This is a genomic window from Pseudomonas sp. 21615526 (assembly GCF_013386245.1).
Taxonomy (GTDB): Bacteria; Pseudomonadota; Gammaproteobacteria; order Pseudomonadales; family Pseudomonadaceae; genus Aquipseudomonas.
The window spans coordinates 16,412-37,794 of the sequence record NZ_JACAOM010000075.1 but is presented as its reverse complement, the minus strand read 5'-3'; the positions used below and the strand labels follow the sequence as shown (position 1 = coordinate 37,794).

General features: G+C 62.1%; 24 protein-coding genes. 10 read left to right on the top strand and 14 right to left on the bottom strand.

Annotation, left to right across the window (positions count from 1 at the left end; genetic code table 11):
- Positions 1 to 112: 112 nt before the first annotated feature.
- The 5 genes from HX786_RS21605 to HX786_RS21585 all read right to left on the bottom strand — a co-directional run bounded on the left by HX786_RS21605 (position 113) and on the right by HX786_RS21585 (position 4,772).
- Entirely contained in the window at positions 113 to 364 is a 252-nt protein-coding gene (locus tag HX786_RS21605; protein ID WP_003213796.1) for a YfhL family 4Fe-4S dicluster ferredoxin, read from the bottom strand.
- 183 nt (positions 365 to 547) lie between these two features.
- Entirely contained in the window at positions 548 to 1,027 is a 480-nt protein-coding gene (gene coaD / locus HX786_RS21600; protein ID WP_003176711.1) for a pantetheine-phosphate adenylyltransferase, read from the bottom strand.
- A gap of 114 nt (positions 1,028 to 1,141) precedes the next feature.
- Positions 1,142 to 2,737, bottom strand: coding sequence for a GMC family oxidoreductase (locus HX786_RS21595; RefSeq protein WP_134327474.1), 1,596 nt, complete (start codon positions 2,735 to 2,737; stop codon positions 1,142 to 1,144).
- A gap of 33 nt (positions 2,738 to 2,770) precedes the next feature.
- Positions 2,771 to 3,316 carry a twin-arginine translocation pathway signal protein gene (locus HX786_RS21590; protein WP_102370105.1) on the bottom strand — a complete coding sequence of 182 codons (546 nt, stop codon included), beginning with the start codon at positions 3,314 to 3,316 and terminating at the stop codon, positions 2,771 to 2,773.
- A gap of 28 nt (positions 3,317 to 3,344) precedes the next feature.
- Entirely contained in the window at positions 3,345 to 4,772 is a 1,428-nt protein-coding gene (locus HX786_RS21585; protein ID WP_134327473.1) for a coniferyl aldehyde dehydrogenase, read from the bottom strand.
- A 146-nt stretch (positions 4,773 to 4,918) separates the two neighbouring features.
- On the opposite strand from HX786_RS21585, the gene HX786_RS21580 reads away from it, so the two are divergent.
- Positions 4,919 to 5,590, top strand: coding sequence for a TetR/AcrR family transcriptional regulator (locus tag HX786_RS21580; protein WP_003213791.1), 672 nt, complete (start codon positions 4,919 to 4,921; stop codon positions 5,588 to 5,590).
- A 39-nt stretch (positions 5,591 to 5,629) separates the two neighbouring features.
- On the top strand, positions 5,630 to 6,484 hold the full coding sequence (locus HX786_RS21575) for a sulfurtransferase (protein WP_087693253.1): 855 nt from the start codon (positions 5,630 to 5,632) through the stop codon (positions 6,482 to 6,484).
- Positions 6,485 to 6,531: 47 nt separating this feature from the next.
- On the opposite strand, the gene HX786_RS21570 is transcribed toward HX786_RS21575, so the two are convergent.
- The 4 genes from HX786_RS21570 to HX786_RS21555 all read right to left on the bottom strand — a co-directional run bounded on the left by HX786_RS21570 (position 6,532) and on the right by HX786_RS21555 (position 11,167).
- Positions 6,532 to 7,527, bottom strand: a complete 996-nt coding sequence (locus tag HX786_RS21570) for a hydrolase (protein ID WP_178912565.1) — start codon at positions 7,525 to 7,527, stop codon at positions 6,532 to 6,534.
- A gap of 190 nt (positions 7,528 to 7,717) precedes the next feature.
- Positions 7,718 to 8,329 carry a 16S rRNA (guanine(966)-N(2))-methyltransferase RsmD gene (rsmD, locus tag HX786_RS21565; RefSeq protein WP_063026488.1) on the bottom strand — a complete coding sequence of 204 codons (612 nt, stop codon included), beginning with the start codon at positions 8,327 to 8,329 and terminating at the stop codon, positions 7,718 to 7,720.
- Positions 8,329 to 9,819: a pitrilysin family protein gene (locus HX786_RS21560; protein ID WP_003213787.1), complete on the bottom strand. Its 1,491-nt coding sequence runs from the start codon at positions 9,817 to 9,819 to the stop codon at positions 8,329 to 8,331. Before HX786_RS21560 ends, rsmD begins: the two co-directional genes overlap by 1 nt.
- A complete protein-coding gene (locus tag HX786_RS21555; RefSeq protein WP_003213786.1) occupies positions 9,812 to 11,167 on the bottom strand; it encodes a pitrilysin family protein in 1,356 nt (451 codons plus the stop codon). Before HX786_RS21555 ends, HX786_RS21560 begins: the two co-directional genes overlap by 8 nt.
- Before the next feature lie 232 nt (positions 11,168 to 11,399).
- Here HX786_RS21555 and ftsY point away from each other — a divergent pair, with 232 nt between their 5' ends.
- From ftsY to rpoH, 4 genes are all read left to right on the top strand, one after another.
- Entirely contained in the window at positions 11,400 to 12,809 is a 1,410-nt protein-coding gene (gene ftsY / locus HX786_RS21550; protein WP_178912564.1) for a signal recognition particle-docking protein FtsY, read from the top strand.
- A complete protein-coding gene (gene ftsE, locus HX786_RS21545) occupies positions 12,806 to 13,477 on the top strand; it encodes a cell division ATP-binding protein FtsE (RefSeq protein WP_003213784.1) in 672 nt (223 codons plus the stop codon). Before ftsY ends, ftsE begins: the two co-directional genes overlap by 4 nt.
- Positions 13,474 to 14,496 carry a permease-like cell division protein FtsX gene (ftsX, locus tag HX786_RS21540; protein WP_003213783.1) on the top strand — a complete coding sequence of 341 codons (1,023 nt, stop codon included), beginning with the start codon at positions 13,474 to 13,476 and terminating at the stop codon, positions 14,494 to 14,496. The genes ftsE and ftsX overlap by 4 nt, the downstream gene beginning before the upstream one ends.
- A 129-nt stretch (positions 14,497 to 14,625) precedes the next feature.
- The gene (rpoH, locus tag HX786_RS21535; RefSeq protein WP_003176698.1) at positions 14,626 to 15,480 is read left to right on the top strand and encodes an RNA polymerase sigma factor RpoH; all 855 of its coding nucleotides are present in this window, start codon (positions 14,626 to 14,628) and stop codon (positions 15,478 to 15,480) included.
- A gap of 135 nt (positions 15,481 to 15,615) precedes the next feature.
- Here the strand turns inward: rpoH and mtgA are convergent, their stop codons facing one another.
- Entirely contained in the window at positions 15,616 to 16,338 is a 723-nt protein-coding gene (mtgA, locus tag HX786_RS21530; protein WP_178902671.1) for a monofunctional biosynthetic peptidoglycan transglycosylase, read from the bottom strand.
- Positions 16,339 to 16,412: 74 nt separating this feature from the next.
- Here mtgA and HX786_RS21525 point away from each other — a divergent pair, with 74 nt between their 5' ends.
- From HX786_RS21525 to trmB, 4 genes are all read left to right on the top strand, one after another.
- Positions 16,413 to 16,790: a DUF423 domain-containing protein gene (locus HX786_RS21525; RefSeq protein WP_003213781.1), complete on the top strand. Its 378-nt coding sequence runs from the start codon at positions 16,413 to 16,415 to the stop codon at positions 16,788 to 16,790.
- A gap of 71 nt (positions 16,791 to 16,861) precedes the next feature.
- Positions 16,862 to 17,062 (top strand): sulfur carrier protein ThiS, encoded by a 201-nt coding sequence (gene thiS / locus HX786_RS21520; protein ID WP_177022332.1) that lies wholly within the window; start codon positions 16,862 to 16,864, stop codon positions 17,060 to 17,062.
- Positions 17,063 to 17,127: 65 nt separating this feature from the next.
- Positions 17,128 to 17,922: a thiazole synthase gene (locus tag HX786_RS21515; protein WP_102370101.1), complete on the top strand. Its 795-nt coding sequence runs from the start codon at positions 17,128 to 17,130 to the stop codon at positions 17,920 to 17,922.
- A gap of 9 nt (positions 17,923 to 17,931) precedes the next feature.
- The gene (gene trmB / locus HX786_RS21510; RefSeq protein ID WP_003213778.1) at positions 17,932 to 18,657 is read left to right on the top strand and encodes a tRNA (guanosine(46)-N7)-methyltransferase TrmB; all 726 of its coding nucleotides are present in this window, start codon (positions 17,932 to 17,934) and stop codon (positions 18,655 to 18,657) included.
- Between the two features lie 143 nt (positions 18,658 to 18,800).
- Here the strand turns inward: trmB and HX786_RS21505 are convergent, their stop codons facing one another.
- From HX786_RS21505 to HX786_RS21490, 4 genes are read right to left on the bottom strand one after another with little or no spacing between them, the layout of a single operon-like run.
- A complete protein-coding gene (locus HX786_RS21505) occupies positions 18,801 to 19,124 on the bottom strand; it encodes a DUF3392 domain-containing protein (RefSeq protein ID WP_003213776.1) in 324 nt (107 codons plus the stop codon).
- 19 nt (positions 19,125 to 19,143) lie between these two features.
- Positions 19,144 to 20,346 carry a radical SAM family heme chaperone HemW gene (hemW, locus tag HX786_RS21500; protein WP_256343980.1) on the bottom strand — a complete coding sequence of 401 codons (1,203 nt, stop codon included), beginning with the start codon at positions 20,344 to 20,346 and terminating at the stop codon, positions 19,144 to 19,146.
- Entirely contained in the window at positions 20,343 to 20,939 is a 597-nt protein-coding gene (rdgB, locus tag HX786_RS21495; RefSeq protein ID WP_008434161.1) for an RdgB/HAM1 family non-canonical purine NTP pyrophosphatase, read from the bottom strand. Before rdgB ends, hemW begins: the two co-directional genes overlap by 4 nt.
- Entirely contained in the window at positions 20,936 to 21,370 is a 435-nt protein-coding gene (locus HX786_RS21490) for a DUF4426 domain-containing protein (protein ID WP_003213770.1), read from the bottom strand. The genes rdgB and HX786_RS21490 overlap by 4 nt, the downstream gene beginning before the upstream one ends.
- Positions 21,371 to 21,383: the final 13 nt, after the last annotated feature.

The window sequence follows — 21,383 nt, the reverse complement described above, 5'->3', positions numbered from 1 at the left end:
GCCTCTTCGCGAGCAAGCCCGCTCCCACATTCGACTGCATTCCAAAGGTGGAACTCGGTCGAATGTGGGAGCGGGCTTGCTCGCGAAGGGGCTTAATGAAGCGCCAAGGGACTTAGGCCTTCCCGGTAATCAACCGGTACTTCTCCATCAGTTGCTCTTCCGTTTCCGGATGAGCCTCGTCCAGCGGAATGCAATCCACCGGGCAAACCTGCTGGCACTGGGGTTCGTCGTAGTGGCCGACACACTGGGTGCACAGGTTGGGGTCGATCACATAGATCTCTTCACCCTGGGAAATGGCAGCGTTCGGGCACTCGGGTTCGCAGACGTCGCAGTTGATGCAATCGTCGGTGATGATCAGGGACATGGAAACTCCTGCCAGGGCTGTCAGCCAAGGCATCTGAAAACTAATGCGCGCAATTGTGCCGCATTGGCGCCCGCAGTGCGAGTCACAGCGATGGACAGTAGGAGCCGGCTTGCCGGCGATGGCGATGGGTCAGTTGCACCGTGGCGCCTGGATCGCTGGCAAGCCAGCTCCTGCAGTCCGGGATTATTTCTTGAATCGCAGGGTGAGAGCATCCGCCACAGCCGGGTGCACGAACTTGGTGATATCCCCGCCCAACGCCGCGATTTCCCGGACCAACGTCGAGGAAATGAACGAATAACGTTCCGAAGGCGTAAGAAACAGGCTTTCCACGTCCGGCGCCAGTTGGCGGTTCATGTTGGCCAGCTGGAATTCGTATTCGAAATCCGACACCGCCCGCAGGCCGCGCAGGAACACATTGGCGTTCTGTTCCTTGGCGAAGTGCGCCAGCAGCGTCGAGAAGCCGACCACTTCAACGTTGGGCAGATGCTTGGTGACCTCACGGGCCAGCTCCACGCGCTGTTCCAGGGGAAACAGCGGGTTTTTCTTGGGGCTGGCAGCGACCGCGATAATCACATGGTCGAACAAGCGCGAGGCGCGTTCGACCAGATCGCCATGGCCCTTGGTGATTGGGTCGAAGGTACCTGGGTACAACACTCGGTTCATCGCGTCGTCCTGGCGGAGTCCGTTGGGGAACCGGATGGTATCGCAGCCATCCCGGTCGGCCAAGTCAACTTATTCAGAAGAAAGCACTATAGACACCGCGAATACCCGGTTTTTTCAGGCCGTTTTCAGACGTTCGGCCAATGCCGTCGCCAGTTGCGCCGTCAATCCATACACCGATAACTGCGGGTTAGCGCCAATACTGGTGGGGAATAGCGAGCCATCGTGGATCGACAAGTTGCGCAGTTGATGATGGCGCCCAAGGCTGTCGGCCACGGCGTTTTTCGGTTCTTCCCCCATCGCGCAACCGCCCATTACATGAGCGCTGCCGAGCCGGGTTCGGTGCAATTCGAGGTTCAACCCGTCGATCATGCTGCGGGCTTCAGCCAAGGTGTTCACGTAGCGCGCATCGCCGTGCAGCGGCATCACCGACTTGGCGCCGCCGGCAAACTGAATCTCCGCCATGCTGTGGAATGCCCGGCGCAGGCCGTCCCAGGCGTAGGGCGAAACCTGATAATCGAGCACCGGTGTGCCATCGCCGCGTAATTCGACTGTGCCACCCGGGCTGTCGGGGTGGAAGCCGTCCCGCAGCAGCGCCAGCATGGCGTGGGTTTTCGGCAGTTGACCCATGTCCAGCGCGTTCTGCGTGCCGTAGCCGCCGAGCAAGGTGCTGGCCAGGCCCGGATGCAGTGGCGGTACTTCGAGCTTGTAGGACATTTTGCCGGTAGTGCCGTCCTGCCATTGGAAGTGATCGGAATAAATCGACTGCGGCGCGCCGTAGAACGGGTTGATCACCTCGTCGAACAACCCTGCGGAAAAATTCACCAGGTGTAAAAAGGTTCGCTTGCCCAGTCGCGAGTGGGGATCGGGTGCGTCCGAGCGCAGCAGCAGCGCCGGGCTGTTGATGCCGCCGCCGGCCAGTACGTAATGCTTGGCTTTGACTGTGATCTTGCGGCCGGTGGGTGCCACGCAAAACTGATCCATGGCCACGCATTCGAGGCTGGTGATGGTGTCGCCGCTGAACTTCAGGCGTTCGGCACGGGCCAGGTACAGCAGCTCGCCGCCTTTCTCCAGGGTGGACGGAATGGTGGTCACCAGCATTGATTGCTTGGCGTTGACCGGGCAACCCATGCCGCAATACCCCAGGTTGAAACAGCCGCGCACATTGCGCGGGATCACGTGCCAGCTGTAGCCAAGCTTTTCGCAGCCCTTGCGGATCACGTCATTGTTGGCATTCGGTGGCATGGCCCAAGGCGCGATGCCCAGGCGTTGTTCCATTTTTTCGAACCAGGGCGCCATTTCGGCGCTGCTGTGGCCCTTGACCGCGTACTCGCTGGCCCAGTGGGCGAGGGTCGGGTCCGGGGTGCGGAAGCTGGAGGTCCAGTTGATCAGCGTGGTGCCGCCGACCGCGCGGCCCTGCAGGATGGTGATAGCGCCGTCCTTGCTCATGCGGCCGATGCCTTCCTGGTAGAGGCTGGCGTAGGCCTCGTCTTCCAGCAGCTTGAAGTCGTTGCTGGTCTTCAGCGGGCCTTCTTCGATCAGCAGCACCTTGTAGCCGGCGGCGCTGAGGATTTCGGCGGTGGTGCCGCCGCCGGCGCCGCTGCCGATGATCGCGACGTCGGCTTCCAGGGTCAGGTCCTGGTCGAGGGCGGCGCCATTGTGGGTCTTCCAGCCGCGGGCCATGCCATCGCGGAACAGATCAGGTACGGGCATCAGGGTCGTCTCTTGTTTTTATCGGGATGCAGATCAGATTTTCGGTGGGCCGGGGTAGCCGCAATGCGCCCAGGACTCGGGGCGGAAATACCAGGCCATGATCACCAGCTTGAGCAACGAGCCCTGGCCCATGCGCAGCAGGTTCAGGTAGCTGTTTTCCCAACGGTGCAGGAAGTTGCGGATCTGTTCGCCGCTGGCGTTTTCCCAGCTGCCCCACACGCCGGTCAGGGGCCCACGGGTGATGGCCATGCCCAAGACGTCGAACAGTTGCTGGGTCAGCTTGAACATCTCGGGCGACAGGTGTTGCAGGCTGAAGTCGAGCTTTTTCAGGGTGTCGTCGATGCCGGCCACCACTATCTCGGCGCTGGCCACGCCCTCCAGCAGCACCGGAATCACTGCCCGCAAAAACGGCAGGTCACTGCTGCGCAACATCGCAAAGCCGCTGGCCGGGGTGCTGCTGGAGCAGCCGCTGAGGCTGGCGCCCAGCCCGGCGGTGGCCAGGAAAGCACTGGCGCACAGGCCGAGTTTCAAGACGCCGCGCCGTGACAGCGCGGGTGATTCAGTCAGGCTAGGGTTCATTCTTATTGTTATCCCGGTGATGGGTTTGTTAGCGGACGAACAGCTTCTGGATCAACTTCTGGATGGATTTGCCGTAGGGCGGGTAAATCAGCTTGGCGGCGTTCAGGCGTTGCTTGATCAGCACGCCCTTGGCCTTGCTGAAGGTCAGGAAACCTTCATGACCGTGGTAATGGCCCATGCCCGACGGGCCGATGCCGCCGAAGGGCATGTCGTCCTGGGCTACGTGCAGCAACGTGTCGTTCAGGCACACGCCGCCGGAATGGGTTTCGTGCAGTACGCGGTTCTGTTCCGCCTTGTCGTAGCCGAAGTAATACAGCGCCAGTGGGCGAGGGCGCTGATTGATGTAGGCGAAGGCTTGGTCGAGGCCGCGATACGGCACGATCGGCAGCACCGGGCCGAAGATTTCGTCCTGCATCACGGTCATCTCGTCGCTGACATTCAGCAGCAGGCTGTGGGCCATGCGGCGGTCCTGGCCCTGGTCGTACAGTGGGACCAGGGTGGCACCCTTGTCGGTGGCGTCTTTCACGTAGCCGTTGAGCCGGGCCAACTGTCGTTCGTTGATGATGGCGGTGTAGTCCGGGTTGTCGGCCAGGGTCGGATAGAACCCGCGGACCGCCTTGCTGTAGGCCTCGACGAAGCCGTCTACACGGTCTTCCGGCACCAGCACATAGTCCGGCGCCACGCAGGTTTGCCCGGCATTCAGCGCCTTGCCGAAGGCGATGCGTTCGGCGGCGTCCTTGAGCGGCACGTCGGCGGAAACAATCGCCGGTGATTTGCCGCCCAGTTCCAGGGTGACCGGCGTCAGGTGTTCGGCCGCCGCGCGCATCACGTGCTTGCCGATGCTGGTGGCGCCGGTGAACAGCAGGTGGTCGAAGCGCAGCTTGGAAAACGCCATGCCCACTTCAGCCTCGCCGAGCACCACGCACACCAGGTCCTCGGGGAAGATCTTCGCCAGCAGCGCCTTGAGCAACTGGCCGGTGGCGGGGGTGGATTCGCTGAGCTTGAGCATCACCCGGTTGCCGGCCGCCAATGCACCCACCAGCGGGCCGATGGCCAGGTACAACGGGTAGTTCCAGGGCACGATCACCCCGACCACACCCAGGGGTTGATAGATGACCTTGGCGGACGCGGGCTGGAAGGCAATGCCTACAGCGCGGCGGGAAGGTTTCATCCAGCCCTTGAGGTGTTTGCTGGCGTAGTGAATGCCATGCAGGCTGGGCATCAGTTCGGCGAACAGGGTTTCGTCGGCGCTGCGGTGGCTGAAATCACTGCTGATGGCGTTGATCAGCGCCTGGCGCTCGTCACTCAACAGCTCGCGCAAGGCCTTGAGCCATTGCTGGCGCTGGGCGGCCGGCGGCATCGGGTTGGCGGCGTAGGCTTGGCGCTGGGCGTCGAACAGTTCCTGGAGCTGGTCCAGCGCCTGGGAATCTTGCAGGTAGGCAACGTTGGCAGACATGGCGAAGTTCCCGATTGTTATTGGAATGCTTCAGTTTTTAGAGTCATTGCTCTAAATTGTCAAATAACATTGCACAACGTGCCGATTTATCCGGACAAGGATAGTCCGTAAGATGCCGCCATCACGGGTCTAGAAGTTGATTTCCCATGGCACCACGAGTAAAGACCAGCGAGCGCATTGTGCAAACCAGCCTGGAGCTGTTTAACCAGCAGGGCGAGCGCAGTGTCAGCACCAACCATATCGCTGCCCATATGGAAATTTCCCCGGGCAACCTGTACTACCACTTCCCCAACAAGCAGGCGATTATCGCAGTGCTGTTTCGTGAGTACGAAGCGTTGGTGGACAGCTTCCTGCGCCCGCCCCAGGGCCGTGCGGTGACCGTGGAAGACAAGCGCTTCTACCTGCAGGCGGTGCTGGCCGGCATGTGGCGCTACCGCTTCCTGCACCGCGACCTCGAACACCTGCTGGAAAGCGACCCGGAGCTGGCCACCGGCTACCGGCGGTTCTCCCAGCGTTGCCTGATCCAGGGCGCAGCCATCTACCAGGGTTTTGTCGATGCCGGCATCCTGAACATGGACCCGGTACAAACCGAAGCCCTGACCCTCAACGCCTGGATCATCCTCACCTCGTGGGTGCGCTTCCTGTGCACCACCAATGAAAAGTCCACGCACCTGAGCGCCGAGGCGATCAAGCGCGGGGTGTATCAGGTGCTGGTGCTGGAAGCCGGGTTTATCACCCCCAAGGCCAAGGACGCGGTGGATGCACTGTTCAAAGAGTTTTACGTGCCGTTGAATCAGGCGCTGGAAGAAGTGAAGTAGGATGTTTCCCGAACGCTAACCTAGCCACAGGAGTCAGTCATGCCGCTTGCCCAACTGATCAGCCCCCAGCAACTGGCCGAGCGCCAGAAGTCCGGCGGGCTGGTAATCCTCGATTGCCGCTTTGCCCTGGAAGACCCGGACTACGGCCTGTGCAGCTACGCCGAAGGGCATATCGAAGGGGCGCAGTATGCCGACCTGGAGCGCCACCTCAGCGGGCCGATAATCAAGGGCGTGACCGGTCGCCATCCGTTGCCGGCGCCGGATGCGTTTATCCGGCAACTGCGGGCATGGGGCGTTAACGCCGACAGCGATATCGTTTTGTATGACGACGGCCCGGGTGCCTATGCCGCCCGTGCCTGGTGGCTGCTGGCCTGGCTGGGCAAGCGCGACGGTGTGTTCATCCTCGATGGCGGCCTGAAAGCCTGGCACGCGGCGGGCTTCCCGTTGAGCCTGGATGCGCCGGTGATCGAGCCCGGCACCTTCAGCGGCACGCCGGACAACCACTTGCAACTGGACGCCGAACACCTGCAGAAACGCCTTGGCCAGCCCGGCCTGACCCTGATCGACGCCCGCGCCCAGCCGCGTTTTCGTGGTGAAGTGGAGCCGATCGACCCGGTTGCCGGGCATATCCCCGGCGCGCAATGTGCCGCATTCAATGAAAACCTGGGCAGCGACGGCCGTTTCCTGCCGGCGGACCAGCTCAAGCAACGCTTCGCCGCCAAGCTGCAAGACCGCTCGCCGGATGACCTGGTGGCCTACTGCGGGTCCGGCGTGACTGCCTGCCACAACCTGTTTGCGCTGTGCCTGGCGGGTTACCCGTTGGGCAAGTTGTACGCGGGGTCGTGGAGCGAGTGGATCACTGATCCAAAGCGGGAAGTTGCAACAGGCGACTGAGGTCTGCCTGACCCGGTCTGATCCAAAGTGTGGGAGCCCCCACATTTTTATCGGCGTTGTGTCAGTAGCCACTCCGGGATTCGCCGTTCCAGGTAGTAAGTTGGCTGCTTCAATGAGCCGTCCACAAACCCGACATGCCCGCCCTTGGCCAGCAGTTCGAACTCGGTGCAATCCGACAGTTCGCTGGCCTCGGGCAGGCTGTGGGCGAACACGAACGGGTCGTCCGCGGCCTGGATGATCAGGGTTGGTGTGCGAATGCCCCCGAGGTAGTAGCGGCTGGAGGCGCGGCGGTAGTAGTCCTCGGCACTGAGGAACCCGTGCAGCGGCGCGGTGACGCGGCCGTCAAAGTCCCAGAACGTGCGCATCTTCTCCAGCGAGCCCAGGTCGGCGAGGGTTTTCAGGCCTGCCTCGCGGCCATCCTTGAGAAACCGGCTTTGTTTGACGCGGATATAGGCCAGCATTTCGCGCATGAAATGCTTCTGATAAACCCGAGAAAAGCCCAGGCCAATGCGATCGGCGCACTGATCCAGGCGAAACGGTACCGACACGGCGGCCGCGCCTTGCAGCCCGGAGGCTTCACCGGTTTCGCCCAAGTACTTGAGCAGCACATTCCCGCCCAGTGAATACCCCACCGCATACAGCGGCGCCAACGGGCGCTTGGCCCGCAGGTGAACGATGGTTTCGGCCAGGTCTTCACTGGCGCCGGAATGGTAGCTGCGGGCAAGCAGGTTGGGTTCGCCGGAGCAGCCACGCCAGTTCAGCGCGACGCTGGCCCAGCCTTGGGTTGCGAGGGCTTTTTGCAGGCCGGCTACATAGGGCGAGTTGGACGAGCCGGTCAGCCCGTGCAGTACCAGCACCAGCGGGGTGGTTGCGTCATGGGGCCCATGCCAGTCGAGGTCGAGAAAATCGCCGTCTGCCAGCCACAGCCGTTCGCGCTGGCGTTCGATGTGCGTGGTTTTGCGCCACAGCGGTCCCCACAACGTTTGCAGGTGCGGGTTGCCGAGGCCGAAGGCGGGGGAGAAGCGGTCGGGCGTTTTTGACACGATGGTTCTCGCGGCAGGTGGCAGAGCGGATGAGCAACCTGTGGCGAGGGAGCTTGCTGTGGCGAGGGAGCTTGCTCCCGCTGGGCCGCGAAGCGGCCCTAAAACCGCCCCCTCAATCTCTCAGAAAACTCGGTCGCCTGCTTTGGGGCTGCTGCGCAGCCCAGCGGGAGCAAGCTCCCTCGCCACAGGGTTAGCTTTGTGTCGTACGTTGCCACAACGCGTAATACACCCGCCCGGATTTCTGCTCGCGGTGCAGGCGCCACGTGCCCGGCAGGCCGAGTGTGGACGGTGCGGTTTCGCTTTCAGTGTAGATCCAGGCATCCGGCGCCAACCACTGACGCTCTTCCAGCAGCGCACATACAGTCGGCAGCAGATTCTGGTTGAACGGCGGATCAAGAAACACCACGTCAAACTCACGGGCTTCCTGGGTTTCCAGGTAGCGCAACGCATCAGCCGTCTGCACTTGCCCGGTGGTGCAACGCAGGGTGCCCAGGTGTTCCTTGAGGCTGGCGACCGCCACATTGCTGGCATCCAGCGCCTGGCCCAGCGCCGCGCCACGGGACAGCGACTCCAGGAACAGCGCGCCGCTACCCGCGAACGGGTCCAGCACCTTGGCCCCGGCGATATACGGCGCGAGCCAGTTGAACAGGGTTTCACGCACGCGGTCTGGCGTCGGGCGCAGGCCCACGACATCAGGGAAGCTCAGCTTACGGCTGCCCCACTCTCCGCCGATGATGCGCAGTTGGCCCACACCGTTGTGAACGTTGTGGACAGGTTTTTTGGGGCGGGATGGACGGGCCATTAATGCTCCGGAACCCCGAGCGGTTGCTCGGCGGGTTTATCAGTGGGGGGCGGTAGTGGCTTTTGCGCAATCGTCGGGCCGGCGGTCACGATGACCATCTTGTCGGCACTCAAATGTTTGTTCAAAGCAGCTTTGACCTGGTCAACGGTCAGCGCCTGGGATTGTTTCATGAAATCTTCCAGGTAGCTCAGCGGCAAGTTGTAGAAACCCATGGCGCCCAGTTGCCCGACGATATCGGCGTTGCTCGCGGTGGACAGCGGGAAGCTGCCGGCCAGTTCGCGCTTGGCGTCATCGAGTTCTTTCTGTGTCGGGCCGGTCTTGAGGTAGTCGGCGAGTACGTCCTGCACCAATCGCAGCGTGCCGGCGCTCATTTCGGCGCGGGTTTGCAGGTTGATCATGAACGGGCCGCGTACCTGCATCGGCGAGAAGCCGGAGTATACGCCGTAGGTCAGGCCGCGTTTCTCGCGCACTTCGCTCATCAAACGGGTGCCGAAGCCACCGCCGCCGAGAATCTGGTTACCCAGGGACAGCGCGGCGTAATCCGGGTCGGCACGGTCGATACCCAGTTGCGCCAGCAGCAGGGTTGTCTGCTTGGACGGGAACTCGATGTGGGTGGTGCCAGCCTTGGGCTCGACCGGTTGGGCGATTTTCGCCAGCGCCGGGCCTTTTGGCAGGGACGCGGAAACCTTGGCGGTCATGGCTTCGGCTTCGGCGCGGGTCAGATCGCCGACTACGGAAATCACTGCGTTGCCGGCGGCGTAGGCCTTGGCGTGGAAGTCCTTCAATTGCGCGAGAGTCACCTTCGGCACGCTCTCGGCGTTGCCTTCGCTCGGATGGGCGTAAGGGTGGTCGCCATAGAGCTGCTTGAACAGCTCGATGCTCGCCAGTTTGCCGGGGTTCTGTTTCTGGTACTCGAAGCCCGCCAGCAACTGGTTCTTGATCCGCGCCAGAGAGTCTGCCGGGAAGGTCGGCTTGCCGATCACGTCGTCAAACAGTGACAGGGCGGCGTCACGCTTGTCGCTGGCGCTCAGGCTGCGCAGGGAAACCAGCGCCATGTCGCGGTAAGCGCCATTGCTGAAATCAGCACCCAGGCCGTCGAAACCGGCGGCAATCTGGCTGACGTCCTTGCCCGGCACGCCTTCGTTGAGCATTGCGTTGGTCAACAGCGCCAGGCCTGGTGTTGCGCCGTCCTGGCTGCTGCCGGCGGCGAACAGGATGCGCATGTCGAACATCGGCAGTTCATGGGCTTCGACGAACAGCACCTTGGCGCCTTCGGCGGTGGTCCAGGTTTGCACGTCGAGCTTGCGGTTGGTCGGCGCCTTGTCGTCCAGCTCGGCCAGGGATTGCAGCTTGTTGGCGGACTTGGCCTGCTCCAGCGCCTGGCTGGCGACGGATTCGCTGGGGCGCAGCAAGTACACCGCGCATGCCGCAGCCAAAGTCACCACGATCAGGCCGGGCAGCACCAGGCGGTTGTTTTTACGTTCACTCATGAGCGGTCTCCTCAGGCAAGACATGGGCGACGCTGAGACGTTCGCGGGTGAAATAGGTGCGTGCAGCTTTCTGGATATCTTCGGCGGTGACGCTTTGCAGCTCGGCCAGCTCGGTGTCCATGAGTTTCCAGGACAGGCCCACCGTCTCCAGGGAGCCGATGGCAGTGGCCTGGCTGGTAATCGAGTCGCGCTGGTAAACCACGCCGGCGATGACCTGGGCGCGGATACGCTCCAGTTCTTCAGCGCTCGGTGGCTTGGCCTTCAGCTCATCCAGCAGGCGCCAAAGGCCGGCTTCAGCCTGGGCCACGGTCTTTTTCTTTTGCAGGTTCGGTGTGGCAGTCAGGGTGAACAGGCTGTCACCGCGGGTGTAGGCGTCGTAGCTCGACGAGCCGCCGGACACCAGCTCTTCGCCGCGCTCCAGTTGTGTCGAGATGCGCGCGCTGTAGCCGCCGTCCAGCAGGGCCGAGATCAGGCGCAGGGCGTTGACCGAGCGTTTGTCTTCAGCGGTGGCCAGGCTCGGCACGTTGAAACCAAGGATCACGCTCGGCAGTTTGGTCTGTACATGCATAGTCAGCAGGCGTTCACCGGGCTCGGCCAGCTCCAGCGGGATTTTCGCCGGAGGGACGTCGCGCTTGGGGATCGGGCCGAAATAGCGCTGGGCCAGGGTTTTGACTTCATCCGGGGTTACGTCGCCCACCACTACCAGGGTGGCGTTGTTCGGCACGTACCAGGATTGGTACCAGTGGCGCAGCTCTTCAACCTTCATGCGGTCCAGGTCGGCCATCCAGCCGATGGTCGGGGTGTGGTAGCCGCTGGCCGGGTAGGCCATGGCCTTGAAGCGCTCATAGGCCTTGGACATCGGGTTGTCGTCGGTGCGCATCCGGCGTTCTTCCTTGATCACCTCGATCTCGCGGCTGAACTCGTCGGCCGGCAGGCGCAGGCTGGCCATGCGGTCGGCTTCCAGCTCGAAGGCGACGCCCAGGCGGTCACGGGCCAGCACCTGGTAGTAGGCGGTGTAGTCGTCGCTGGTGAAAGCGTTTTCTTCGGCGCCCAGGTCACGCAGGATCAACGAAGCCTCGCCGGGGCCGACCTTGGCGCTGCCCTTGAACATCATGTGTTCCAGGGCGTGGGACAAACCGGTCTGGCCCGGGGTTTCGTAGCTGGAGCCCACCTTGTACCAGACCTGCGAAACCACCACCGGGGCGCGATGGTCTTCGCGCACGACGACCTTGAGGCCGTTGTCCAGGGTGAATTCATGGGTGGGTTGTGGGTCGGCAGCCAAAGCTGAAAGGGGCAGACAAACTGTGCTGAGCAGCAGGCCTGCGGCGCGGCGGGCTAGAGCATTCATTCGTTTTTAAACCTGTTGGGCTGCCCGCTTGGTCTTAGCGTCGGCGGGCGAGGAGGTGCTAGGATACTGGTCCGACCTAGGGACGGCCACTATGGCTGTCTTGTTAAGGCTCTATTTAGGCCTTACAAAATGTTGCGCATGAACGAGCTGGCTAAAAAACAGTCTGTTACGCATCGAATTTTATTTACCGGCACGCCCCCTGGCGCGTCGCTACCTTGAGATAGCCGTCTCCATGTTTGGTTCCAACGACGACAAGAAGACCCCAGCTGCGGCTGGCGAGAAAAAAGGCCTGTTCGGATGGCTGCGCAAAAAGCCGCAGGAAACCGTCGTCGAACAGCCGCAGGTTCAAGCTGAACCGATCCCCGAATCCATAGTAGAAGCCGAACCGGTTGCCGAAACACCGGCCCCGGTGGTGTTGCCGATGGCCGAGCCGGTGTTGCAGCCGGTGGTTGAGCCAGAACCTGCGCCAGAGCCAGAGCACAAGCCATGGCTGGTGTTGCCGGTGGCAGAAGAGCCTGTAGCGCTGGTTGAAGACGAGCAGGCCGAGCATGTGGCGCCGCCGATTCCGGCCCTCGTGGAGCCTGCGCCCGTTGTGGTCCAAGCGCCGCCAGTGGTTGAGGTGCCTGCACCGATGGTTGCCGAACCTGTTCCGGTCGCCATCGCCGCGCCAGCAGTCATCGAAGAGCCTGCTGTTCCTGCCGAAACCGGCAAGACCGGTTTCTTTGCCCGCCTCAAGCAAGGCCTGAGCAAGACCAGCGCCAGCATCGGCGAAGGCATGGCCAGCCTGTTTCTCGGCAAAAAGACCATCGATGACGAGCTGCTGGAGGACATCGAAACCCGCCTGCTGACCGCCGACGTGGGCGTCGAAGCCACCGCCGTGATCATCCAGAGCCTGACCCAGAAGGTCGCGCGCAAGCAGCTGACCGACGCCGATGCGCTCTACAAGTCGCTGCAGGCCGAGCTGGCCAACATGCTCAAGCCGGTGGAAGCGCCGCTGATCATCGATACGCAGAAAAAGCCGTTTGTGATCCTGGTGGTTGGCGTCAACGGCGCCGGCAAGACCACCACCATCGGCAAGTTGGCGAAGAAGCTGCAACTGGAAGGCAAGAAAGTCATGCTCGCCGCCGGTGACACCTTCCGTGCCGCCGCCGTGGAGCAATTGCAGGTCTGGGGCGAGCGCAACAAGATCCCGGTCATCGCCCAGCACACCGGCGCCGATTCGGCCTCGGTGATCTTCGATGCGGTGCAGGCCGCCAAGGCGCGCAACATCGATGTGCTGATCGCCGATACCGCCGGTCGCTTGCACACCAAAGACAACCTGATGGAAGAGCTGAAGAAAGTTCGCCGCGTGATCGGCAAGCTCGACGCCGACGCGCCCCACGAGGTGTTGCTGGTGCTGGACGCCGGTACCGGCCAGAACGCCATCAGCCAGGCCAAACAATTCCACCAGACGGTCCAGCTGACCGGCCTGGCATTGACTAAGCTCGACGGCACGGCCAAGGGCGGTGTGATCTTCGCCCTGGCGAAGCAGTTCGGGTTGCCGATTCGTTACATCGGCGTCGGTGAAGGCATCGACGACCTGCGCACTTTTGAAGCCGAACCCTTTGTACAGGCACTGTTTGCCGAGCGGGAGCGTTCATGATTCGTTTCGAACAGGTCGGTAAACGCTACGCCAACGGGCATGTCGGCTTGCATGAGCTGAGTTTCCGGGTGCGTCGCGGCGAATTCTTGTTTGTGACCGGCCATTCGGGTGCCGGTAAAAGTACCTTGTTGCGCCTGCTGCTGGCCATGGAACGCCCAACCACCGGCAAACTGCTGCTGGCGGGCCAGGACCTGGCAACCATCAGCAACGCACAGATTCCATTCCTGCGCCGCCAGATCGGCGTGGTGTTCCAGAACCACCAGTTGCTGTTCGATCGCACGGTGTTCAACAACATCGCCTTGCCGTTGCAGATTCTCGGTCTGTCCAAGGCCGAAATCGTCAAGCGCGTGGATTCGGCCCTGGAGCGCGTGGCGCTGTCGGACAAGACCGACCTGTACCCAGGCGACCTGTCCACCGGCCAGCAACAGCGCGTCGGCATCGCCCGCGCCATCGTCCATCGCCCGGCCTTGCTGCTGGCGGACGAACCCACCGGTAACCTCGACCCGCGCCTGGCCGCAGAAATCATGGGCGTGTTCGAAGACATCAACCGCCTGGGCACCAGCGTGCTGATCGCCAGTCACGACCTGGCGCTGATCGCCCGCATGCGCCACCGCATGCTGACCCTGCAACGCGGCCGCCTGATCGGTGACGGGGAGGCTGGGGTATGAGTGCAACACGCAGCCCGAAGGTTTCCGAGCGCGTCGCGCCAAAGGCGGCCGACCCGCAGCCACAGAAGAAAAAACGCGACGAAGACGATGGCCCGGATTTCGGCACCCTGGTGCATGCCTGGATCGAAAGCCACCGTGCCAGCCTGGTAGACAGCCTGCGCCGCCTCGGCAAGCAGCCGATCGGCAGCTTTTTTACCTGCCTGGTCATGGCCGTGGCCTTGAGCCTGCCCATGGGCTTGTCATTGCTGCTGAACAATGTCGAGCGCCTTGGCGGTTCGTGGCAGCGGGCGGCGCAGATTTCCCTGTACCTGAACCTGGATGCCAGCGCCCAGGACGGTGAGTCCCTGCGCGACCAGATCAAGGGCATTCCGGGTGTGGCCGAGGCTGAGTACATCAGCCGCGATCAAGCCCTGGAAGAGTTCCAGCAACAGTCCGGCCTGGGCGAGGCGCTCAAGGAGTTGCCGCAAAACCCGCTGCCGGGCGTGGTGCTGGTCACCCCGAACGAGGTCGACAAGACCACCCTGGAAGCCCTGCGACAAAAACTCGCAGAGCTGCCGAAGGTCCAACAGGCACAACTTGATCTAGTCTGGGTAGAGCGGTTGGCCGCGATTCTCAAGCTGGGCGACCGGTTTGTGTTCGGCCTGACGGTGTTGCTGGTGTCTGCATTACTTTTGGTGATAGGCAATACCATTCGTCTTCATATTGAAAACCGCCGCACCGAGATAGAAGTGATTAAACTCGTCGGCGGCACGGACAGCTATGTGCGTCGGCCTTTTCTGTACATGGGCGCGCTGTATGGCTTCGGTGCGGGAATTTTGTCCTGGGGCGTACTGGCTTTTGGCCTGAACTGGCTGAACGACGCGGTGGTGGGGCTTGCCGGTTTGTACGGCAGCGATTTTGCCCTGGCCGGCGTGCCGGCAGCCGATGGTCTGTCATTGTTGCTTGGGGCAGTGCTCTTGGGGTATATCGGTGCTTGGATTGCGGTCGCACGGCATTTACGTGAGCTGGCACCGAAGTAGTTAATGTCAGGGTAATGTGGTTTCGTTTGTATTGACCGTATCAGTGGTTTAGGGAACTTGTCCTACGGTTCCCGGTCAATTTTCGCAGTGCTGAACTGCACGAGTTATGTGAGTCGGAGGTTTTTTCGTATGACCACTTCTTTGCAACCTGCTTATGCTCTGGTCCCGGGTGCGAACCTGGAGGCCTATGTGCACACGGTCAACAGCATTCCATTGCTGACGCCCGAGCAGGAGCGTGAACTGGCCGAGAGTCTCTACTATGAGCAGGATTTGGGGGCGGCTCGGCAGATGGTGCTCGCCCACCTGCGTTTTGTCGTACATATCGCCCGTAGCTATAGCGGCTACGGCCTGGCCCAGGCTGACCTGATTCAGGAAGGCAACGTTGGCCTGATGAAAGCCGTGAAGCGCTTCAACCCGGAAATGGGTGTGCGCCTGGTGTCGTTTGCTGTGCACTGGATCAAGGCGGAAATTCACGAATTCATCCTGCGCAACTGGCGCATCGTGAAAGTCGCGACCACCAAGGCCCAGCGCAAACTGTTCTTCAACCTGCGCAGCCAGAAGAAACGCCTGGCGTGGCTGAACAACGAAGAAGTGCATCGCGTGGCCGAAAGCCTCGGCGTAGAGCCACGTGAAGTGCGCGAGATGGAAAGTCGCCTGACCGGCCATGACATGGCCTTCGACCCGGCCGCCGAAGCGGACGACGACAGCGCCTTCCAATCGCCGGCCAACTACCTGGAAGACCACCGGTACGACCCGGCGCGTCAGCTGGAAGATGCCGACTGGAGCGACAACTCCAATCACAACCTGCACGAAGCGCTGGAAGTGCTGGACGACCGCAGCCGTGACATTCTCTACCAGCGCTGGTTGGCAGAAGAAAAAGCCACGCTGCACGACCTGGCGCAGAAGTACAACGTGTCGGCCGAGCGGATTCGTCAGCTCGAGAAGAGTGCGATGAACAAGCTGAAACTGTCGATCGCCGCCTGACACAGGTAGCTAGGACAGCGCGATCGAAATGTGGGAGCGGGCTTGCTCGCGAAAGCGGTGGATCAGTCACCTAAGGTATTGACTGGCACACCGCTTTCGCGAGCAAGCCCGCTCCCACTTTTGTTTTGTGGTGGGTCAGTCAGCCCAGAGCGCCTTGCGCGAGTTGTTCAGCTCATTCAAATAGCTGTCGCCACCCAACTGACTCATCTGCTGCCGAATCCACGCCGCCCGTCGCGCGACATACGACGTTGGATGGCTGGCACTCCACACCCGCGGGTTAGGCAACACCGCCGCCAGGTAGCTGGCCTGCTGGCGGGTCAGCGCCTTGGCGCTCACCCCAAAGTGATGCCGCGCCGCCGCTTCGGCGCCGAACACGCCTTCATCCCACTCCACGCTGTTGAGGTACACCTCAAGAATTCGCTGCTTGGGCCAGAGAATCTCGATCAGCCCGGTAAACCAGGCTTCCAGGCCTTTGCGGAAATAGCTGCGGCCGGTCCACAAAAACAGATTCTTCGACACCTGCTGGCTCAAGGTGCTGGCGCCGCGAATCGAACCGCCGCGCTCGTTATGCAGCAACGCCGCCTGGATCGCGTCGAAATCAAAACCCCAATGTTGCGGGAAGCGCTGGTCTTCGCCCGCCATCACCGCCACTTTCAGTTCGTCGGAGATCTGATCCCACGGCACCCACGTGCGCTGTACGTCAATCGGCTCGCCGTCGACCCAGGACTCGACCTTGCGCTCAACCATCAGCGCAGTGCCCGGTGGTGGCACGAAACGGAACAGCAGCACCAGCAGCACGCTGCCGATGGCAAACCACTTGAGGGCTTTGAGAAAACGCTTGAAGAGGAGACGCAGCATAGAGATGGCTTGGCCGAACCCGTTGAGCGGGCCATTATACAGACCCTGCCCCCTGAGTCTGACTGGAGTTCCTCATGTTGCGTGGCTTTCTGATGCTGGCTGCCTTTTTCGGTTTCACCGGCGTCGCCCTGGGCGCGTTTGCCGCCCACGGCCTGAAAAACCGCCTGAGCGCCGAGTACCTGGCGATTTTCCACACCGGCGTGACCTACCAGTTGGTGCACACCCTGGCGCTGTTCGGCGTGGCACTGTTGGCGGCGCACATCCCGGGCAGGCTGGTGACGTGGGCGGGGGTGTCCTTTGCCGTGGGCATCCTGCTGTTCTCCGGCAGCCTGTATGTGCTGACCATGACCGGCATCAGCAAGCTCGGCATCATCACCCCGTTTGGTGGCCTGGCGTTCCTGCTGGGCTGGTTCTTCCTCGGTTTGGCGGCGTGGCGTCTACAGGCTGCCTGACCAAGGGGCTTGGGCCAGCAACGTCAATCACGCTAGAATGCTGGCCCCTAAAAACGATGGCGGCCCGTGGCATGCGCATTCAGTTGAACGGCGAACCCTTTGAACTGCCCGACGGTGAAACCGTTGCGGCCCTGCTGACCCGTCTGGACTTGACCGGACGCCGCGTCGCAGTGGAGCTCAATCTGGATATCGTCCCGCGTAGCCAGCACGTCGAGACCGCGCTCACCGAGGGTGACCAGGTCGAAGTGGTCCACGCCATCGGCGGCGGCTAGCCGTCCGGCGCTCCAGGGCGCCAACCCGCATTCTGCAGAACCTCACCCCAACTCGAGGATTTCCCATGAGCATCGTTCGTAGCGACAAGCCTTTCGTCCTGGCCGGTCGTACCTTCCAGTCGCGTCTGCTGGTCGGCACCGGCAAGTATCGCGACATGGAAGAAACCCGCCTGGCCATCGAAGCCTCGGGCGCCGAGATCGTTACTTTCGCCGTGCGCCGCACCAACCTCGGCCAGATCGAGGGCGAGCCGAACCTGCTCGAAGTGCTGTCGCCGGATCGCTACACCTTCCTGCCGAACACCGCCGGTTGCTACGACGCCATCGAAGCCGTGCGCACCTGCCGCCTGGCCCGTGAGCTGCTCGACGGCCACAACCTGGTGAAGCTGGAAGTGCTGGCCGACCAGAAAACCCTGTTCCCCAACGTGATCGAAACCCTCAAGGCCGCCGAGACCCTGGTCAAGGAAGGCTTCGACGTGATGGTCTACACCAGCGACGACCCGATCATCGCCCGCCAACTGGCCGAAATCGGCTGCATCGCGGTGATGCCGCTGGCCGGTCTGATCGGTTCCGGCCTGGGTATCTGCAATCCGTACAACCTGCAGATCATCCTTGAAGAAGCCAAGATCCCGGTGCTGGTGGATGCGGGCGTGGGCACTGCCTCCGACGCCACCATCGCCATGGAACTGGGTTGCGATGCGGTGCTGATGAACTCGGCCATCGCCCATGCGCAGCAGCCGGTCCTGATGGCTGAAGCCATGAACCACGCAATTGTCGCCGGCCGCCTGGCGTACCTCGCCGGGCGCATGCCGAAAAAACTTTACGCCAGCGCCTCCTCGCCGCTGGATGGTCTGATCAAGTAAGAGCCATTGATGACTGAATCAAACGAAACGCCGAACACCCTGGAAGAAGGCGACGAGTCCAAGCACCGCCGCATCAAGAGTTTTGTGATGCGCGCCGGTCGCATGACCGAGGGCCAGCAAAAGGGCCTGGAGCAGGGCACGCCGCTGTTCGTCCTGCCGCTGGCAGACGCGCCGGTGGATTACGACCAGGTGTTTGGCCGCTCGGCACCACGCTCCCTGGAGATTGGCTTCGGCATGGGCCATTCCCTGCTGGAAATGGCCGCGGCTTCGCCGGAGCAGGATTTTATCGGGGTTGAAGTACACCGTCCGGGTGTTGGCGCGCTGCTGAACGGCGTGCTGACTCAGGGCCTGACCAACCTGCGGGTCTACGACTGCGACGCGATCGAAGTGCTCAACCGCTGCATCGCCGACAACAGCCTCGACCGCCTGATGCTGTTCTTCCCGGACCCCTGGCACAAGAGCCGCCACCACAAGCGCCGCATCGTCCAGGCTTCCTTCGCGGAACTGGTGCGCAGCAAGCTGAAAGTGGGCGGCATCCTGCACATGGCCACCGACTGGGAACCGTATGCCGAGTACATGCTGGAAGTAATGAACGTCGCCCCTGGCTACCGCAACCTGGCGGAAGACGGCAAATGCGTCCCGCGCCCGGCCGAGCGGCCGATCACCAAGTTCGAACGTCGCGGCGAGCGACTCGGGCATGGGGTTTGGGATTTGAAGTTCGAGAAAGTGGACTGATAAGTCCCTGGATTGAAATGCAGTAAAAAATGTGGGAGCGGGCTTGCTCGCGAATGCGGTAGATCAGTCGACATTTACGCTGACTGACACACCGCATTCGCGAGCAAGCCCGCTCCCACATTTGTTTTGTGCCGCGCTTAAGGTCAGCGGCGATCCGCCACCACCCCAATCAACACCAGCACCACCAACAACACCGGCGCCAGGCTGTAGTTGTTGAACTGGCTCAACCCGCGAACAATCCACGGCGTGGCATAGATCAGCGCAGCGCCGCTGCCGATCATGCACACCAGCGCCATCAGCGGCACGCGCAGCGCACCCGCGATGCTGCCCAGCCGTGCTTCGACCCAGCCCTTGATGTCGGCGCCAAACAGCACCAGCAGGCAACCTACCAACGCCAGGGAGATTTCCGACAGGTTGCTACGGCTCCAGCGGGATACGGTGGCGAGCAGGTCGAGTACCAGATCCATTTGATTTCCTTAAGAGCAATCAGCTCAAAAACTTCTGCAGCAGGTCATTGAGAAAGAGTTGCCCGCGGTCGGTGGCCGCCAGGCGTGACGGTTCGACCTGCATTAAGCCACTTTGTTCTGCCTCACGACGGGCCTCATCGAGACTCGCCAGCTCAAGGCCGGTGCGCTCGGCATAAAGCCTGGCTTCGACGCCGTCGGTGAGGCGCAGGGCGTTCATCAGGAACTCGAACGGTAACTCTTCGTTGGTCAGTTCTTTCGCGCCGGCCTGGTAGTTTTTCGCCGGGTTGAGGTAGTCCTTCGGCGCCCGGGTTTTCCAGGTGCGCACGATGCGCCCGTCCGGATGGCTGAGCTTGCCGTGGGCACCGGCGCCGATGCCGATAAAATCGCCAAAGCTCCAGTAGTTCAGGTTATGCCGCGCCGGCCGGCCCGGTTGGGCGTAGGCCGAGACTTCGTACTGGGCGTAACCGTGTTCGGCGAGCAGCGCCTGGCCGGCTTCCTGGATGTCCCACAGGGTGTCGTCTTCCGGCAGCACGGGCGGCTGGTTCCAGAACACGGTGTTGGGTTCCAGGGTCAGTTGATACCAGGACAGATGCGTGGGCTTGAGGGCAATGGCCTGGCGCAGGTCGCCCAGGGCGTCCTCCAGGGACTGATCGGGCAAACCGTGCATCAAGTCCAGGTTGAAGTTGTCGAACCCGGCCTGGCGCGCCATGCCGGCGGCACGCACGGCTTCGTCACCGTTGTGGATGCGGCCCAGGGCTTCGAGTTTTTCCTGCTGGAAACTCTGGATGCCAATCGACAGCCGATTGATCCCCAGCTTGCGGTACGCCACGAACTTCTCTTGCTCGAAGGTACCGGGGTTGGCTTCCAGGGTGATCTCGATATCGCCGGCAAACGGGATGCGCGCTTCCACGCCCTTGAGCAACCGGCCCAGGGCAACGGCGCTGAACAGGCTTGGGGTGCCGCCGCCGAAAAAGATCGAACTCAGCTCACGGCCGTACACCGCGTGCAGGTCCTGATCGAGGTCGGCCAGCAACGCGTCGACGTACTCTTCCTCCGGCAGCACCTTGCTGGCGGTGTGGGAGTTGAAGTCGCAATAGGGGCATTTGCGCACGCACCACGGGATGTGGATATACAGCGCCAGGGGCGGCAGGTGAGGCAGGGCCGCCCGAGGTGTTTGCGCGCCACCGAGGATCAGTGGCTGCGCGGAGGTGTTCTGGGTCATTTCAGGCCCAGACGCTGGCGCAGCAAATCCATTGCGCGGGCGCGGTGGCTGATCTGGTTCTTGTCGGCCGGGCTCAATTCGGCGCTGGAGACATTGCGCTCCGGCACCCAGAACAACGGGTCGTAGCCAAACCCGTGCTCGCCGCTGGCCGCATGCAGGATGCGACCGTGCCACAAGCCTTCGCAGAGGATCGGCAATGGATCATCGGCGTGACGCACCAGGGCCAGCACGCAGACGAACTGCGCGCCGCGCATCGCGTCGGGCACGTCCTTGAGGGCGTCCAGCAGCTTGGCGTTGTTGGCCGCGTCGCCTTTACCGTCGGCGTAACGTGCCGAGTAGATGCCAGGCGCGCCGCCCAGGAAGTCCACGGCCAGGCCCGAATCGTCAGCCAGTGCCGGCAGGCCGGAAATACGCGCGGCGTTGCGGGCCTTGAGGATGGCGTTCTCGACAAACGACAGGCCGGTCTCTTCCGGCTCTACCTGGCTGAACTCGCCAATCGAGCGCAGTTGCACCGAGTCGCCGAGCATGGCCTGGAGTTCTTTGAGCTTGCCGGCGTTATGGCTGGCCAGTACGAGTTGAGTAAGGTTCATCATTGCGCCGGAAACAGTTCCTGGTTGAAACTGAAACCGTGGGCTTTGCCACCGGTTTCAACGTTGATGGTGAAAATCTTGGTTTCCTGCTGCGGCACCGGGTACTGGGCGACGTAAAGCGTAGAACCTTTCTGGGTGATTTTCTTGAACGTCAGCATCTCGCTCTTGCCGCCCAGATCCTTGATTGTGCCGGTAACGGTGGCGTCTATCGATTCGACGCCCTTGTTTACGAACACATTGATCATGCCCAGCTCTTTGCTGCGTACGATCCCGGCTTCCTGAGCCATTTCCGGCGTCAGGAAGCTGGTGGTCAGGGTGTTGTAGTGCACCGTGATATCGCCGAATTCTTTCTGACGATTACCATCGATAACATCCGCCGCCATAGCGCTGACGCTCAGGCACGCGGTGAGTAGAAAAACAGCCAGGCGACTCATGATCGTCCTCCTT

Coding starts and splice junctions, on each gene's coding strand:
- rpoH (WP_003176698.1), top strand. CDS start 14,626: ATGACCACTTCTTTGCAACCTGCTTATGCTCTGGTCCCGGGTGCGAAC.
- thiS (WP_177022332.1), top strand. CDS start 16,862: ATGCGCATTCAGTTGAACGGCGAACCCTTTGAACTGCCCGACGGTGAA.
- HX786_RS21605 (WP_003213796.1), bottom strand. CDS start 364: ATGTCCCTGATCATCACCGACGATTGCATCAACTGCGACGTCTGCGAA.
- trmB (WP_003213778.1), top strand. CDS start 17,932: ATGACTGAATCAAACGAAACGCCGAACACCCTGGAAGAAGGCGACGAG.
- HX786_RS21505 (WP_003213776.1), bottom strand. CDS start 19,124: ATGGATCTGGTACTCGACCTGCTCGCCACCGTATCCCGCTGGAGCCGT.
- HX786_RS21555 (WP_003213786.1), bottom strand. CDS start 11,167: ATGAATGCTCTAGCCCGCCGCGCCGCAGGCCTGCTGCTCAGCACAGTT.
- HX786_RS21590 (WP_102370105.1), bottom strand. CDS start 3,316: ATGAACCCTAGCCTGACTGAATCACCCGCGCTGTCACGGCGCGGCGTC.
- HX786_RS21490 (WP_003213770.1), bottom strand. CDS start 21,370: ATGAGTCGCCTGGCTGTTTTTCTACTCACCGCGTGCCTGAGCGTCAGC.
- HX786_RS21580 (WP_003213791.1), top strand. CDS start 4,919: ATGGCACCACGAGTAAAGACCAGCGAGCGCATTGTGCAAACCAGCCTG.
- HX786_RS21560 (WP_003213787.1), bottom strand. CDS start 9,819: ATGAGTGAACGTAAAAACAACCGCCTGGTGCTGCCCGGCCTGATCGTG.
- HX786_RS21595 (WP_134327474.1), bottom strand. CDS start 2,737: ATGCCCGTACCTGATCTGTTCCGCGATGGCATGGCCCGCGGCTGGAAG.
- ftsY (WP_178912564.1), top strand. CDS start 11,400: ATGTTTGGTTCCAACGACGACAAGAAGACCCCAGCTGCGGCTGGCGAG.
- ftsX (WP_003213783.1), top strand. CDS start 13,474: ATGAGTGCAACACGCAGCCCGAAGGTTTCCGAGCGCGTCGCGCCAAAG.
- HX786_RS21515 (WP_102370101.1), top strand. CDS start 17,128: ATGAGCATCGTTCGTAGCGACAAGCCTTTCGTCCTGGCCGGTCGTACC.
- HX786_RS21585 (WP_134327473.1), bottom strand. CDS start 4,772: ATGTCTGCCAACGTTGCCTACCTGCAAGATTCCCAGGCGCTGGACCAG.
- hemW (WP_256343980.1), bottom strand. CDS start 20,346: ATGACCCAGAACACCTCCGCGCAGCCACTGATCCTCGGTGGCGCGCAA.
- mtgA (WP_178902671.1), bottom strand. CDS start 16,338: ATGCTGCGTCTCCTCTTCAAGCGTTTTCTCAAAGCCCTCAAGTGGTTT.
- HX786_RS21525 (WP_003213781.1), top strand. CDS start 16,413: ATGTTGCGTGGCTTTCTGATGCTGGCTGCCTTTTTCGGTTTCACCGGC.
- HX786_RS21575 (WP_087693253.1), top strand. CDS start 5,630: ATGCCGCTTGCCCAACTGATCAGCCCCCAGCAACTGGCCGAGCGCCAG.
- rdgB (WP_008434161.1), bottom strand. CDS start 20,939: ATGATGAACCTTACTCAACTCGTACTGGCCAGCCATAACGCCGGCAAG.
- rsmD (WP_063026488.1), bottom strand. CDS start 8,329: ATGGCCCGTCCATCCCGCCCCAAAAAACCTGTCCACAACGTTCACAAC.
- ftsE (WP_003213784.1), top strand. CDS start 12,806: ATGATTCGTTTCGAACAGGTCGGTAAACGCTACGCCAACGGGCATGTC.
- coaD (WP_003176711.1), bottom strand. CDS start 1,027: ATGAACCGAGTGTTGTACCCAGGTACCTTCGACCCAATCACCAAGGGC.